The organism is Mycobacterium sp. NGS49, assembly GCF_059812565.1.
The window spans coordinates 199,048-213,671 of sequence record NZ_JCALCX010000011.1; the positions used below are offsets into that span (position 1 = coordinate 199,048).

The following is a 14,624-nucleotide window of genomic DNA, read 5'->3' on the forward strand; positions in this document are numbered from 1 at the left end:
GATCCCTCGAGCCGAATGCCACTTCTGTGACAGCCGGCGCACACTCGATGGCGCTCACCACCACGACTGCCGGATGGCGTCCAGCAGGATCGGCGCGAGTTCGGCCCGGCACATCACGAAGTCGGGCAGATACGGGTCCAGCTGGTTGTACATCATGGGCGAACCGTCCAGGCGCGACACGTGCATACCCGCAGCGGCCACCACTCCCGCCGGCGCCGCCGAGTCCCATTCCCACTGGCCGCCGGCGTGCAGGTAGGCATCGGCGACGCCGTCGATGATCGCCATGGCCTTGGCGCCTGCCGAGCCGATCCGCACCAGTTCGATGTCCACAATCTTGCGCATGCGGTAGAGGATCGCCGGCGGCCGCGTGGCGCTGACCGCGATTCTGATGACGCCGGGGATGCGCTCGGTGGCGGCCTGATTGACCAGCGCGCTGACGGTGTCGCTGCGATAGACGATGTTGCCGCGGGCCGGCAGCGACACCGCCGCGTCGGTGATGTGCAGGCGCCCGTTGGAGTCGGCTTTCGGACGCTGCCACAGTGCGATGTGCACCGCCCAGTCGTCGCGGCCGCGGGTGGAGAATTCGCGGGTGCCGTCGAGAGGATCGATGATCCACACCCGATCGGACTTGAGCCGAATCAGGTCGTCGTGAGCCTCCTCGCTGAGCACCGCGTCACCCGGCCGCTCGGCCCGCAGCCGGCGCAGAATCAGTGAGTTCGCACGGCGGTCGCCGGCGTCGCCGAGTTCCCAGGGATAGTCGAAGCCGACCTCCTCGCGCACCGCAAGCAACAACTCCCCGGCCTCAGCGGCGAGCTCAGCGGCCAGCGCGGCATCCGTCAGGTCACGCGCGGCCGGGTCCACCGCCCCAGTATCGCCGACGGCGCGCGCCCGCTCAGAACGCCGGCCAGGGAATGGGGCGATGCCGGTTGGGGCCGGGCATCACCGGGTCGTCCAGCAGCACATGGGTGCGGCGGATCAGCGCGGCGATTTCGGCGCTAGTGATGTGACCCTTGAGTTCGGTGGCCAGCGGACCGCGCAGGGCGTCGGCCAATGTCGCAACCGACTCCATCGTGGAGTCGTCGATCGGCTTGCCGGCCCATCCCCACAGCACGGTGCGCAGCTTGTCCTGCACGTGCAGGCTCACCCCGTGGTCCACCCCGTAAACGTTGCCGTCGAGGCCGTAGAGGATGTGACCGCCTTTGCGGTCGGCGTTGTTGACCAGGATGTCGAACACCGCCATCCGGCGCAGTCGGTCGTCGTCGGCGTGCATCAGGACTACCTCGTCGCCGGCGTAGTCGTAGGCTCGCAGCACTGGCAGGTAGCCGGGTTGCGGCTTGCCGGCGGGGAACAGATCGACCAGGTCCGGACCGGGCCGCGGCTCGGAGTCCGCGGCGTCACCGGGTTGTTGCACCCATAATTGCAGCATCCCCGGGCCGGCGGGGCCGCCACGAATGATGGTGTACGGCACGATATCCCAGCCCATCCGGGTCGACACCAGATAGGCTGCCAGCTCGCGGCCGGCCAACGTCCCGTCGGGAAAGTCCCACAGCGGTTGCTCCCCGGAGACAGGCTTGTAGACGCAGTGCACGGTTTCGGAGCCCAGTGCGGCCTCGCACAGAAAGGTGGCGTTGCTTGCCGAACGGATCCGTCCCAGGACTGTCAGCTCGCCGTCGCGCAGCACCTCAAGTTGATCATTCCTCGGGGTCATCGCTAGACCCGAAGAGCGCCTCGCGCCGGTAGCCGTTGGTGCGTGCGCAGATGTGTCCCTCAGGATCCAGCGGCTCCTCGCACAGCGGGCAGGGCGGCCGCCCGGCCGAGATGACCCGGTGGGACCGGGTGGCGAACTGCCGCGCCGACTCCGGGGTCAGAAACACCCGTACCGCGTCCGGCCCCTCGTCGGTGTCGTCGAGCACGACGGAGGCGTCGAACTCCGCGTCGGTGACGGCCAGCAGTTCCACGACCACGGTCTGTGCCTCGGAATCCCACCCGAGGCCCATCGTGCCGACCCGGAATTCGGCGTCGACCGGCATGATCAGTGGGCTGAGGTCGTCGACCTCGGTGGGCTCGGGAGGCACCGGGGTGCCGAATCGGCGGTTGACCTCGAGCAGCAGCGCACCGATGCGCTCGGCGAGGACGGCAACCTGCTGCTTCTCCAGAACCACCGAGACAACGCGGGCGTCGTGCACGGCCTGGATGTAGAACGTGCGGTTTCCGGGCTGCCCGACGGTCCCGGCCACGAAGCGGTCGGGTGTGCGGAAAACGTGGATTGCGCGGGCCATGGCACTTCCAAAATACCGTGCTGATGGCGACGCCGTGCGCTTCGTACGCCGGTCCGCTCAGCGGCCCGGCGTGTCGGCGCGCTGAGCACGGGGTCGGCTAATTCGCCGAGCCGCCGACGACCGCGTCGCCGGAGGGCTGGTCTTTGGCCTCGGGCGGCGGAGCGGCACGCAGACCCGCCGACAGTCGCGTACCGGTGTGGTTGACATGCAGCACGAACGGACGCAGCGGGGTGTAGCGGATCACGCTCAGCGATGCAGGGTCGGCGTTGACGCGTTGAAAGCTGTCCAGGTGCATCCCATAGGCATCGGCTATCAGCGACTTGATCACGTCGCCGTGGGTACAGGCCACCCAGAGCACGTCCCCGCCGTGCTCCTCGGTCAGCCGCTGGTCGTGCCCGCGGACGGCCGCGACAGCGCGCGCCTGAACCTGCGCGAGGCCCTCGCCGCCAGGGAACACCGCGGCGCTGGGATGGGCCTGGACCACGCGCCACAGTGGCTCGTTGACCAACTCACCGAGCTTGCGGCCGGTCCATTCGCCGTAGTCGACTTCGGCGAGCGAATCCTCGATTACAGGCTCCAGGCACAGCGCCCGGGCCAACGGCTCTACTGTGCGGCGGCACCGCAGCAGCGGCGAGGACACCAATGCCCGGATGGGTAGGTCACCGATCCGATCGACCAGGCCAGCCGCCTGCTCGCGGCCTTTGTCGTCGAGGTCGACACCTTCCGACCGGCCGGCCAACACACCCGCGGTGTTCGACGTCGACCGGCCGTGACGCAGCAGCAGAACGGTCATGTCGCCGCGACCGTCCCGGTCGCCAGCAGGATCAAGACTGCACCGCCGACCACCACGCGGTAACCGACAAACCAGAACATGTTGTGGCGCACCAGGAAACGCAGGAACCACGTGACTGCCGCCAGGCCGATGAAAAATGCGATCACGACGGACAGCAGCAACTGCGGGCCCGTGGCGCTCATCCCCTCGGTGACGGGCCGGAAAGCATCGGGCAGCGAGAACAGCCCCGACGCGAACACCGCCGGAATTGCCAGCAGGAAGCCGAAGCGAGCCGCCAGTTCGCGTTCCAATCCGAGAAACAGCCCTGCACTGATCGTCGATCCCGAGCGCGAAACGCCGGGTACCAGCGCCAGGCACTGGGCGATGCCCACGACGACGGCATCGCGCCAGTTCAACTGCTCGATGTCACGGTTGCGACGTCCGACGTACTCGGCGAGCGCAATCACCGCCGAGAAAAGCACCATGGCCGTGGCCACCACCCAAAGGTTGCGCACGCTGGACCGGATCACCTCTTTGAAGAGCAGCCCCAGCACACAGATCGGGATGGTGCCGACAATGACATACCAGCCGAGCCGGTAGTCGGTGTTGCGGTGCGACTTCACGAACATTCCGTTGAACCAGGCGCGCAGAATGCGCACGATGTCGCGCGCGAAGTAGACGAGAACCGCGGCTTCGGTACCCAGCTGGCTCACCGCGGTGAACGAGGCACCGGCGTCGCCGCTGAAGAACACCCTGGACACGATGGCCAAATGCCCGGACGAGGAGACCGGGAGAAACTCGGTCAGACCCTGCACCACGGACAGGACGATGACTTGTCCCCAAGACATCGCCGGAACCGCAGACACGACGACGACCGTACCTGGTGCCGACGACGGGTGCCGTTGGGCCGCGGCCCGCTAACGCGAGACGGGCACCGCGTGAGCCACCGAGTCCCGCACGGCAGCGGTTAAGCTGCGCTCGTCGGTGAGGTCGATGTCCAGCACGCTGCGAACGGCGCGTGCGACCACATCTTCAGCCTGCGGAACTGGCGCCACCAGGCGCGGCCGGTAAATTTCGACGACGAGCGACCGGTGTTCGATGTGAAAGGAAAAACTGCGTCCATCTCCGACTTGTCCATAACCGCTGGCGAAAATGCCAGTGGTCATGTCTTCTACAGCAAACCCTTGATCTGCGGTATGCCGGTCAGCAGTGACGGTCATGCGGCGAGAATACCCCCGGCGTACCACGTTAAGCGGCAAACATGACGATATTAAGCGCGATCGCGTTCCTTAGAAATCGATATGCGTCTTCGGGCCACCGCAGATGCGGGTTGCTACCAGAGCGTCGGAACATTACCTATCAGGCCGTTTACTCCTCCATGGTTTTGCTGCTGCTGACCGCCACCAGCTCGGGGTGTTCGTCGAATCCACTGGCGTCCCCCCCGCGGACGATTGCACCCGCCCAGCCGGCCGTCTCTCCGCCCGCCCAGAACCCGGCGGGCGTGGTTCGGGCGCTGGGCGGCCACCCCGAAAGCGCCTGGTTCGATGCCCGAACTCGGCAGTTGGTGGTCCTGTCCCCCGGCGCTGACGCCGCGGCACCGGCCGGAATCACCGTGCTCGGCGCCCAGAGCGCACCACGCACGATCGCCCTGCCCGGGCCCGCCGCAGCCCTCACCGGCGACGGTCAGGGCACCGTGTACCTGGCGGGGCGCGACGGCTATTTCGCGGCCGATCTGACCACCGGGCAGATCGGCGCGACGTCCGTCGGCGGAACTCACGAGTTCACCGCGGTCGCCCGCCGCGCAGACGGCAGGCTGGTGCTGGGCAGCGCCGACGGCGCGGTGTTCACACTTGCCAACGGCGGCGAGATAGCCAACCAGAACAAGATCTTCGCCCGCGTCGATGCTCTTGCCGCAGTGGGAAACACCACGGTGGTGCTGGATCGGGGACAGACCTCGGTGACCACGATCGGCCCCGACGGTCGCGCCGAGCAGGCGTTGCGGGCCGGCGAAGGAGCCACCACAATGGCCGCCGACACGCAGGGTCGGGTGCTCGTGGCCGACACGCGCGGCGGCCAGCTGCTGGTCTACGGGGTCGACCCGCTAATCCTGCGGCAGGCGTTCCCGGTGCGCCAGGCACCGTACGGGCTGACCGGGTCACGCGAACTGGCCTGGGTGTCCCAGACGGCATCCAACACCGTCATTGGTTACGATCTGAGCACCGGAATACCCGTGGAAAAGGTGCGTTACTCAACCGTGCAGCAACCGAACTCGCTGGCCTTCGACGAGGCGTCGGACACCTTGTACGTGGTGTCGGGGTCGGGCGGCGGGGTGCAGGTCATCGAGCATGCGGGAGGCCGGCCGTGAACCCGGGCCCGCCCGCACCGCGGTGGAGCCGGCTGCCGGCGGGCTGGGAAGCCGACATGTCCGACGAGTACGAGTGGGCGCCGTTGCGGTTACCACCGGACGTGACCCGGCTCAGTGCGTCCACCCGTTTGTCCATCGAGGCCGAGTACCGCGGCTGGGAGTTGACCCGAGTTCGGCTCTACACCGACGGAAGTAGGAGAGTATTGTTGCGGCGCAAGAAGTCTCGCTTGGACAGCCGCATTCCCGAACAGCCGGAATCGTGACGCTGGCGCAACCACGCGGGCACCGGTTGTACGGTCCCGTGCGAAGTGTGCTGTTCCGGGTGCCGGCCGAACGCGTCCATACCCTGGTCTTCCGGGGACTGCGCGGCGCCACGGCCGCAGCGCCGGTGCGCCGGAGAATGCGCCGGTGGCTGGGCCCCACCGACCCGGTGCTGGCCAGCACGGTCTTCGGGGTGCACTTTCCGGGGCCGCTCGGACTGGCTGCCGGGTTCGACAAGGACGGAAGCGGGTTGGCTATCTGGGGCGCAATGGGTTTCGGCTATGCCGAGATCGGTACCGTCACCGCCCACGCCCAGCCGGGCAACCCCGCGCCGCGGTTGTTTCGGCTGCCCGAGGACCGGGCGTTACTCAACCGCATGGGCTTCAACAATCACGGCGCCGGCGCCCTGGCGGCTCGGCTCGCCCAACACGTCCCGGACGTGCCGGTCGGCGTGAATATCGGCAAGACCAAGAACACCCCGCCGCAAGACGCGGTCAACGATTACCGTTCCAGCGCAAGGCTGTTGGCGCCGCTGGCGGCTTATCTGGTGGTGAACGTCAGCTCGCCGAACACGCCGGGGCTGCGCGACCTGCAGGCTGTCGAGTCGCTGCGGCCCATTCTGTCCGCCGTGCTGGCCGAGGCGTCCGCCACCCCGGTGCTGGTCAAGATCGCGCCGGATCTGAGCGATTCAGACGTCGACGACATCGCTGACCTGGCCGTGGAACTGGGTCTGGCCGGCATCGTGGCGACCAACACCACGGTCTCGCGCGAGGGCCTGCGAACTCCCGGCGTCGAAGCCTTGGGGGCCGGTGGCATCTCCGGGCCGCCGGTGGCCCGCCGCGCCGTGGCGATTCTGCGCCGGCTTCATGACCGAGTAGGTGACCGGCTGGTGCTGATCAGTGTGGGCGGTATCGAGACTGCCGAGGACGCGTGGGAGCGCATCACCGCGGGCGCCTCGCTGTTGCAGGGCTACACCGGCTTCATATACGGCGGAGGCCTGTGGGCCAAAGAGATTCACGACGGCATTGCCCGGCGGTTGCACGACGGCGGCTTCGTGTCGCTGAGCGATGCCGTGGGGTCTGCGGTGGCGAACCGGGACAGACCGCCGGGTTAGGTCAGGCCGGACCGCCGGCGCCACCGGCGCCGCCGGTCCCACCGGCGCCACCGGCCCCGCCGGTAGCGCCGGTGGCGCCGCGTCCAATGCCGCCGCCGCCGCCGCTCGTGCCGGCCGTTCCCAAGCCTCTTGCGCCCGCGCCTCCGGTGCCGCCGTCTCCACCGGATCCACCGGTTCCTCCCGTGCCGCCGGTGCCGAGCACTGAGCTGCCTCCCGTGCCGCCAGTCCCGCCTACGGCGCCGGCGCCGCCCTTGCCACCTGCGCCGCCCGAGGTGGAAGCGCCGTCATCCCCGTCGCCACCGTGGCCACCGGCACCGCCATGTCCGCCGGCACCACCGTTGCCACCGTTGCCGGTCGGGCCACCTCCGGCCCCACCGGTGCCGGCGACACCCGCGACGCCGCCCGCACCGCCGGCACCACCGGTAGCGAAGCCATAGCTGGTACCACCGGTACCACCGGTGCCACCTCCGCCAGCGGTACCGCCGGTGCCACCCATGCCGTTGCCATCCCCGCCGGCTCCTCCCGCGCCGCCAGTGCCACCGGAGCCGCCTTGTCCGCCGTCGGCCCCGTTCCCGGAGTAGCCGGTGACCCGGCTGCCGCCGTAACCGCCGACGCCGCCTTGGCCGCCGACGCCACCCTGGCCGCCCGTGCCGCCGCCAAGTCCGCCGATGCCGGCACCACCCTCGCCGCCCTGACCGCCGTTGCCCCCACTACCGCCCTGAGCGCCCGGGGTTGGCGAGGCTCCGGACGTACCGGACTTCCCGAAGGCGCCGTTGCCGCCAGCGCCGCCGTCACCGCCCCTGCCGCCGGCGCCGATCGCCCCGGCCGCGCCGCCATCGGTCCCGGACCCTGCCGCCCCCGCGGCGCCCCCGGCGCCGCCCTTGCCACCATCGGCGCCGCTGCCGCCGTTGCCACCGACGTTGGGTGCTCCGGCGCCACCGTTGCCGCCGCGTCCGCCAACGCCCCCCTGGCCACCTGCTCCCCCACCGACCCCGCCGATGCCGGCACCGCCGTCACCGCCCGCTCCGCCAGCGCCAGCCGCGCCGCCCGGACTTCCCGCAATGGGCGGTGTGGCGCCGGTGATGCCCGCCGCACCGGTGCCGCCGTTGCCGCCGGTGCCTCCGGTGCCGCCCTTGCCACCGGTACCGATCGCCCCGTTTGCGCCGCCATCGGTCCCCAAGCCGGCAGCGCCGGCGGTACCGCCAGTGCCGCCTTGGCCACCGGCAGCGCCGCTGCCTCCGCTCGTGGTGCTGGTGCCGCCGGTGCCGCCAGCGCCACCCAGACCGCCGATCCCACCTTGACCGCCTTGACCGCCACCGGCCCCGCCGATGCCTGCCCCTCCGTTGCCGCCCTGGCCACCAGCACCGCCTCCACCGCCCTGGGCGCCAGCGGTGGGCGAGGCGCCGGACGTACCCGCCTGGCCGGTGCCGCCGTTGCCGCCGGTGCCTCCGGCGCCGCCCCTGCCCCCGGTACCGATCGCCCCGCTCGCGCCGCCATCGGTCCCCAAGCCGGCAGCGCCGGCGGCTCCGCCGTCGCCGCCGTGGCCGCCGTCCGCTCCGCCGCCGGTGCCCGTGTTGGCCCCCCCGCTCCCTCCGGCGCCACCCTGCCCACCGGCACCGCCGCGACCACCTTGACCGCCGCCGACCCCACCGAAGTCAGCACCACCGTCACCACCCTGCCCGCCGGCGCCGCCGCGACCGCCTTGCTCGCCGGCCGTAGGCGAGGTGCCGGACAAGCCGGCCTTCCCGCTGGCACCGCTGCTCCCGGCACCACCTGCGCCGCCCTTGCCCCCGACGCCGATCGTCCCGTCGGCGCCCCCGTCGGTGCCGGACCCGCCGCTGCCGGCGACTCCGCCGGTGCCGCCCCTGCCGCCGTCGGCTCCGCTGCCGCCGCTGTTCCCGGTGTTCGTGCCGCCCGCACCGCCGGCGCCCCCTGCACCGCCGACGCCGCCCTGTCCACCGTTACCGCCGCCGATGCCGCCGATGCCGGCACCGCCGGCGCCACCCTGTCCGCCGGCGCCACCCCGGCCACCGGCGCTACCGGAAGTCGGCGCGGGACCCGACACGCCGGCCTGACCGGTGCCACCGTTGCCTCCGGTGCCTCCCGTGCCGCCATTACCACCGGTGCCATTCACCCCCGCGGCGCCGCCATCAATGGCCGAGCCGCCAAGGCCGGCAGCACCTCCGACACCGCCCCGGCCACCGTCAGCGCCGGTACCACCGCTGGCTCCGCCGGTTCCACCGTCGCCACCCTGTCCGCCGGCGCCACCCTGGCCGGAGTTGCCGCCGCCGACTCCGCCGATGCCCGCGCCGCCGTCACCTCCCCGCCCGCCGGCACCGCCGTCGCCGCCCTGCCCACCGCCGGTGGGTGACGTTCCGGACACGCCGGCTTGGCCGATGCCGCCCTTGCCCCCCGCACCGCCGTTTCCTCCGTGGCCGCCGGTGCCGCCCGCACCGTCCGCGCCACCGTCGGTTCCCGCGCCGCCGGCCCCGGCGGCCCCGCCGACGCCACCGCGGCCACCTGCGCTGCCGCTGGCACCGCTGTCTCCGGTGCTGTTCGCCCCGGCGCCGCCACCACCGCCGTCTCCTCCGACGCCACCCTGGCCGCCCTGGCCGCCACCGGCGCCGCCGATGCCCGTGCCGCCGGCACCGCCTTGGCCCCCGGCCCCACCTGCGCCACCATCCCCGCCCTCAAACGGCGTACCCAGGCTGGGTTTGGCTGCCTCGCCTGAACCGCCATCGCCGCCGGTGCCACCCGTGCCACCGTTGCCCGCTATGCCTGCAGATCCACCCGTGCCGCCGGTACCCGCCGCTCCCGCGGCACCGCCCTCGCCACCAGTGCCGCCGGTGCCGCCGGCGGTGGCGTTGAAGTTGCCGTTGTCATTGAATCCCGCACCACCGGTTCCGCCTTGACCGCCCTGGCCACCGTGACCGCCAGCTCCGTTGGTGGCGCCGGCTACCGCGTTGCCACCGGCACCGCCGACGCCACCGGCGCCACCGTAGCCGCCGTGACCAGCGATTTCACTTGGGTTGCTGTTGGGCCTGACACCGTCAGCGCCACTACCGCCTTGGCCGCCGGGTCCGCCCTGTCCGCCGTCACCGGCGGTGTGACCGGGCGTGCTGGTAGCGCCGCCTTGTCCACCTTGACCCCCCGCGCCACCCGCGCCGCCGGCACCGACACTCGACCCGGCCTGGCTGTTGAAGACGCCGGTGCCCGCAGTGCCACCCGCGCCACCTTGTCCTCCGGCACCGCCCACGCCGCCTGTGCCAGCGTTGTCGGCGCCATCGTCGTTGTAACCCGCGCCTCCGGTTCCGCCGGCACCGCCCTGACCGCCGTCCCCGCCGACGCCGTTGTAGGCGTTATTGGTGGCAGAACCACCCTGGCCGCCCTGACCGCCTTGGCCGCCCTGCCCGCCGGCGTAACCGGTACCGGCAGCGGGGCCGGTGGCGCCTTGGCCGCCCTGACCTCCCTGACCGCCCCGGCCACCCTGGCCCGCGGTGTGGGCGACGGTCGTACTGGAGCCGCCCTGACCGCCATGGCCTCCGGCGCCGCCGGCACCGGCCACACCACCGGTGCCGCCCTCGCCACCGGTACCGGCCGCACCACCGGCGCCGCCTGTTCCGCCGGTGCCGCCGATGCCGCCGCTGGTGGCGTTGTTGGTGCCATCGTCTGCATATCCCATGCCGCCCTGACCGCCTTGACCACCTTGGCCGCCCGAGCCGCCGGAACCGTTGCTGCCGCCGTTCCCGGCACCACCCTGGCCACCTTTGCCACCGCCGCCGCCGTGGCCGCCCATGGAGCCGGTGTCGAATCGAGTCGCGGCGTTTGCGCCGGTGCCGCCGGCTCCGCCGGTGCCGCCGTCACCGCCCTTGCCGCCGCTGCCGGACGCGCCGACCGCCCCGCCGTCAGTGCCGGAGCCACCGAAGCCGGCCGCGCCGCCGGTCCCACCCTGACCGCCATCGAAGCCGTTGCCGCCGCTACTTCCGTTGTTGGAGCCGCCCGCCCCGCCGGCGCCACCGGCCCCACCGACGCCACCCTGCCCGCCTTGACCGCCGCCGACCCCGCCAATGCCCGCACCACCAGCGCCGCCCTGACCGCCACCACCGCCCTGACCGCCTTGGAGTCCCGGGCCCACCGCGCCGGTGAATGACGTGGTGGTGCTGCCGTCACCGCCGCGACCTCCGGTGCCGCCGGTACCGCCTTGGCCCCCCGTGCCGATCGTTCCGGAAGCGCCACCATCAGTCCCCGAACCCGCCGCACCGGCAGCACCACCGGAACCCCCTTGGCCCCCGGTCGCGCCGCTGCCCGCGCCGCTTCCGGTATTCGCCCCGCCAGCACCACCGGTGCCGCCCTGGCCACCGACACCGCCCTGACCACCCTGGCCACCATTGAGCCCGCCGACACCCGCGCCACCCGCTCCGCCGGTACCGCCGGCACCACCCTGGCCGCCCTGCAGACCGGCCGTCGGCGCGCTCGCGTCACTGACGCCGTCGCCTCCGGCGGCGCCCGCGCCGCCGCTTCCGCCGGCACCACCGGCGCCGCCCCGCCCGGACGCACCCGCATTGGCGCCGAACCCGCCGCTGGCACCACCCGACCCGGCCGCTCCTCCGGCACCGCCCGTGCCGCCCTGACCGCCGGTGACGCCCGCTCCGACAGCTGCTCCGCCCATCCCACCGGCTCCGCCGGCTCCACCGGTGCCGCCGCGGCCACCCTCACCAGCCAGCCCGATCACCGCGTGCCCTCCGGCCCCGCCTGCACCCGCGGCACCGCCGGTACTCCCGCTGAAGCCTTGCTGGCCGGCTGTCGCGTCGGCTCCGGCACCTCCCGTACCACCGTCGCCGCCGACTCCGCCATGACCGCCGAAACCGATCAGTCCGCCGTTACCGCCTGTTCCGCCGGCCCCGCCGGTTCCGCCGACACCGCCAGCGGTACCGGCAGCCCCGTGACCACCGGCGCCCCCGGCACCGCCGAGGCCAATCAATGCGGCATTGCCGCCGTCACCGCCGGCGCCCGCGACCGCCCCGAATCCCCCGCCGCCCCCGGCACCCCCGGAACCGAAAGCAAGCCCGCCCCGACCGCCGTTGCCGCCATGTCCGCCTTGGCCGGTGGGATCGGCTCCTCCGGCGCCACCCTGCCCACCGTTACCCAGCAGCGGCGCGGTGCCGCCGTGTCCTCCGTACGCGCCGGCGCCCCCGATTCCGCCGGCCCCGCCGGATCCGAGTAGCCAGCCACCGTTGCCGCCGGCACCACCGACCGCGCCGGCTCCCCCGGTCCCGCCGCTGCCGCCGGTGCCGATCAGCCCGGCCGAACCGCCGGCACCCCCGGGCGCACCCGCCTCGCTGCTGGTGCCGCCATTGCCGCCGTTGCCGATCAAGATGCCGCCGTCGTGTCCGGCCTGACCCACCGAACCGCTGGCGCCGCTGGCGCCGTTACCGATCAACGGGCGCCCCACTAGCGCCTCGGTGGGCGCGTTGATCACTTTGAGCACGGTCTGCAGCGGCGACGCATTAGCTGCTTCGGCGGCCGCATAGGTGTCAGCGCTGGCGTTCAGCGTCCGTGCGAACTGGTCGTGGTAGGCCATCAATTGAGCACCCAGGCATTGATAGTCCTGGCCATGCCCGGAGAACAGGGAGGCTACTGCCGCCGACACTTCGTCAGCAGCCGCGGCCAACAGCGATGTCGTTGGAATTGCTGCCGCCGCATTTGCCGAACGCAGGGACGATCCGACACCGACGACCTGAGCTGCTGCGATCGACAATGCTTGCGGGCTGGCCAACATGAACGACATCTCTTTCGTCCCTTCCCGGTAGTGAACTGCACGCGCCACTGCTCCAGCTATGACTTTCGCGCGATTGACGCTGCCGAGACCTCGTTCAGATGACGGATTCGGTGGATGAAATCCGCTCCCCCAAACGGGGGAGCAAGGCATCGCTCAAAGCGACCCCAGTAGGCCACAACGCCTGTACGGCAGAGGTGGAAACTGTTTCATCACAGCCTATTCCGTCATCTCTCAGCATGCTTCGTCAGTGCGTCGGTCGCGCAGCTCCGCACCACGCAAGGCACCAGGAGTCGCTTGCAAATTCGGCAGAATCCACTTCGATTGGCGGTGACTGTCGCTCGGCGCAGCTAACCGATCGCGGGCGGGAGGAACTGCTCGCAGGGCGCCGAAGGCCTGTCGCGGTCAAGGGAGATGTGATGGACTTCGCGAGGTTTCCACCGGAACGCAATTCCCGGCGGGTGTTTGCCGGTGCTGGACCGAGCCCCCTCCTCGCGGCGGCGGCGGCCTGGCAATCGTTGGCCGCTGAACTGAGTTCCTCCGCCGTCGCCTTCTCGGCCGTGACGGCAGAACTGTCCAGTTCGTCGTGGCAAGGCGCAGCGTCGGCGGCGATGTCGGGCGCGGCCGAGCCCTATGTGGGGTGGTTGAGTGGGGCGGCGGCCGACGCCGAGCAGGCGGCCGCCCAGGCCCGGCTGGCGGCGGGGGCGTTCGAAGCCGCGCGAGCGGCAACGGTGCATCCGGCGATAATCTCGAACAACCGCGCGGCACTTGTGCGTCTGGTGACCTCAAACCTGCTCGGGCTCAACGCACCGGCAATCGCCGCTGTCGAGGCGGAATACGAGCAGATGTGGGCCCAGGACGTGGCCGCATTGCTGGCCTATCAGGGCGAGGCTTCGGCGATCGTCTCGGCGTTAACGCCCTTCACCGCAATGCATTCCGCTGGCAACCCGACCGCCCAAGCGGTTGCCGAACCGAGCCTCGGAATCGAGTGGAGCCCTCGCTTCGAGAACCTGGGCTTGGCCAACCTGGGCCAGGGAAACATCGGCCGCGCGAATATCGGCAACTTCAATATCGGATCCGGCAACATCGGCAGCACCAACCGCGGCAGCGGAAACATCGGTGAGGGTAATCGCGGGTTCGGCAGCAACGGCATCGGCAACTTCGGCCTGGGCAACCTGGGCAATCACAACATCGGGCCGGGAAATCTCGGCGGCGACAACCGCGGCTTCTGGATCGCCGGCAACAACAACATCGGTATCGCCAATGCCGGTGACGGCAACGTCGGCATCGCCAACACCGGCACCAACAACATCGGCATCGGCCTCACCGGCGACGGGCGAATCGGCTTCGGCGCAGTCAATTCCGGCGCCGCCAATCTCGGCGTACTCAACTCGGGCACTGCGAACATCGGCCTGTTCAACTCCGGCACTGGAAATGTCGGCATCGGAAACTCCGGTGATGGAAACTGGGGCATCGGAAATGCCGGTGGCGGCAACACGGGCGGATCGAACACCGGCAGCTTCAACACCGGCTTCTTCAACGCGGGCAGCCTCAACACGGGCGTGAGCAACACGGGTAGTTACAACACCGGTTTCTTCAACGCGGGCAACGCCAACACCGGCAGCTACAACGCGGGCAGCGTCAATACGGGCGGGTTCAACTCCGGCAATTACAACACCGGGCTCTATAACACCGGCAATGTCAATACCGGTGCCTTCATCAAGGGCAACAACAGCAACGGCTTTTTCGTGACCGGCGACAACCAAGGCCAGATCAGCGCGTACGTCGCCATCGAGATCCCCACCATTCCGGTCGACATCGCTGCTGCTACTTCGATCAACCAGACGCTGGTGGTCGGCGGCCAGGAGTGGACCATTCCCGGCTACACCTATCCCAAGACGTACTTCCTCGGCGGTGACTTCTATCTGGGGCCTGTCGAGATCTCTTCCTCAACGCTCACCGCTCCGACGGTGACCCTCGTCATCGGCAGCCCGACGACATTCATCGACGCTACCCTCGTCGGCGGACTGCAGGGCGGGACAATTGAATTCGTCGAC

11 protein-coding genes are annotated in these 14,624 nt (G+C 70.8%); 4 read left to right on the top strand and 7 right to left on the bottom strand.

Translation table 11 applies throughout. The features are described 5' to 3' along the window. Nucleotides 1-54: 54 nt before the first annotated feature. From AC5Y7D_RS13990 to AC5Y7D_RS14015, 6 genes are all read right to left on the bottom strand, one after another. A complete protein-coding gene (locus AC5Y7D_RS13990) occupies nucleotides 55-861 on the bottom strand; it encodes a 3'(2'),5'-bisphosphate nucleotidase CysQ (protein ID WP_499924784.1) in 807 nt (268 codons plus the stop codon). Nucleotides 862-892: 31 nt separating this feature from the next. After that, on the bottom strand, nucleotides 893-1,708 hold the full coding sequence (locus tag AC5Y7D_RS13995; protein ID WP_499924787.1) for an SCO1664 family protein: 816 nt from the start codon (nucleotides 1,706-1,708) through the stop codon (nucleotides 893-895). Next, on the bottom strand, nucleotides 1,692-2,279 hold the full coding sequence (locus tag AC5Y7D_RS14000) for a DUF3090 domain-containing protein (protein ID WP_499924789.1): 588 nt from the start codon (nucleotides 2,277-2,279) through the stop codon (nucleotides 1,692-1,694). Before AC5Y7D_RS14000 ends, AC5Y7D_RS13995 begins: the two co-directional genes overlap by 17 nt. 97 nt (nucleotides 2,280-2,376) lie before the next feature. Further along, complete coding sequence (locus tag AC5Y7D_RS14005) at nucleotides 2,377-3,072, bottom strand: histidine phosphatase family protein (RefSeq protein WP_499924792.1); 696 nt, start codon at nucleotides 3,070-3,072, stop codon at nucleotides 2,377-2,379. Next, a complete protein-coding gene (locus AC5Y7D_RS14010; RefSeq protein ID WP_499924821.1) occupies nucleotides 3,069-3,899 on the bottom strand; it encodes an undecaprenyl-diphosphate phosphatase in 831 nt (276 codons plus the stop codon). Before AC5Y7D_RS14010 ends, AC5Y7D_RS14005 begins: the two co-directional genes overlap by 4 nt. Nucleotides 3,900-3,968: 69 nt before the next feature. Beyond that, nucleotides 3,969-4,271, bottom strand: coding sequence for a hypothetical protein (locus tag AC5Y7D_RS14015; protein ID WP_499924796.1), 303 nt, complete (start codon nucleotides 4,269-4,271; stop codon nucleotides 3,969-3,971). Between the two features lie 158 nt (nucleotides 4,272-4,429). On the opposite strand from AC5Y7D_RS14015, the gene AC5Y7D_RS14020 reads away from it, so the two are divergent. From AC5Y7D_RS14020 to AC5Y7D_RS14030, 3 genes are read left to right on the top strand one after another with little or no spacing between them, the layout of a single operon-like run. Further along, nucleotides 4,430-5,416, top strand: coding sequence for a YncE family protein (locus AC5Y7D_RS14020; RefSeq protein ID WP_499924798.1), 987 nt, complete (start codon nucleotides 4,430-4,432; stop codon nucleotides 5,414-5,416). A 56-nt stretch (nucleotides 5,417-5,472) separates the two neighbouring features. Beyond that, the gene (locus tag AC5Y7D_RS14025; protein ID WP_499924823.1) at nucleotides 5,473-5,679 is read left to right on the top strand and encodes a DUF5703 family protein; all 207 of its coding nucleotides are present in this window, start codon (nucleotides 5,473-5,475) and stop codon (nucleotides 5,677-5,679) included. Between the two features lie 26 nt (nucleotides 5,680-5,705). Beyond that, nucleotides 5,706-6,791: a quinone-dependent dihydroorotate dehydrogenase gene (locus AC5Y7D_RS14030; protein WP_499924825.1), complete on the top strand. Its 1,086-nt coding sequence runs from the start codon at nucleotides 5,706-5,708 to the stop codon at nucleotides 6,789-6,791. Nucleotide 6,792: 1 nt separating this feature from the next. Here AC5Y7D_RS14030 and AC5Y7D_RS14035 read toward each other — a convergent pair whose 3' ends face one another. Then, nucleotides 6,793-12,579 carry a PE family protein gene (locus AC5Y7D_RS14035; RefSeq protein WP_499924800.1) on the bottom strand — a complete coding sequence of 1,929 codons (5,787 nt, stop codon included), beginning with the start codon at nucleotides 12,577-12,579 and terminating at the stop codon, nucleotides 6,793-6,795. 407 nt (nucleotides 12,580-12,986) lie between these two features. On the opposite strand from AC5Y7D_RS14035, the gene AC5Y7D_RS14040 reads away from it, so the two are divergent. After that, nucleotides 12,987-14,624, top strand: a 1,638-nt coding sequence (locus AC5Y7D_RS14040; protein WP_499924802.1) for a PPE family protein, incomplete at its 3' end; no start/stop codon positions are given.

Excerpts from the sequence above, each read along its gene's own strand:
- AC5Y7D_RS13995 (WP_499924787.1), bottom strand. The coding sequence starts at position 1,708 with ATGACCCCGAGGAATGATCAACTTGAGGTGCTGCGCGACGGCGAGCTG.
- AC5Y7D_RS14000 (WP_499924789.1), bottom strand. The coding sequence starts at position 2,279 with ATGGCCCGCGCAATCCACGTTTTCCGCACACCCGACCGCTTCGTGGCC.
- AC5Y7D_RS14005 (WP_499924792.1), bottom strand. The coding sequence starts at position 3,072 with ATGACCGTTCTGCTGCTGCGTCACGGCCGGTCGACGTCGAACACCGCG.
- AC5Y7D_RS14010 (WP_499924821.1), bottom strand. The coding sequence starts at position 3,899 with ATGTCTTGGGGACAAGTCATCGTCCTGTCCGTGGTGCAGGGTCTGACC.
- AC5Y7D_RS14015 (WP_499924796.1), bottom strand. The coding sequence starts at position 4,271 with ATGACCGTCACTGCTGACCGGCATACCGCAGATCAAGGGTTTGCTGTA.
- AC5Y7D_RS14020 (WP_499924798.1), top strand. The coding sequence starts at position 4,430 with ATGGTTTTGCTGCTGCTGACCGCCACCAGCTCGGGGTGTTCGTCGAAT.
- AC5Y7D_RS14025 (WP_499924823.1), top strand. The coding sequence starts at position 5,473 with ATGTCCGACGAGTACGAGTGGGCGCCGTTGCGGTTACCACCGGACGTG.
- AC5Y7D_RS14035 (WP_499924800.1), bottom strand. The coding sequence starts at position 12,579 with ATGTCGTTCATGTTGGCCAGCCCGCAAGCATTGTCGATCGCAGCAGCT.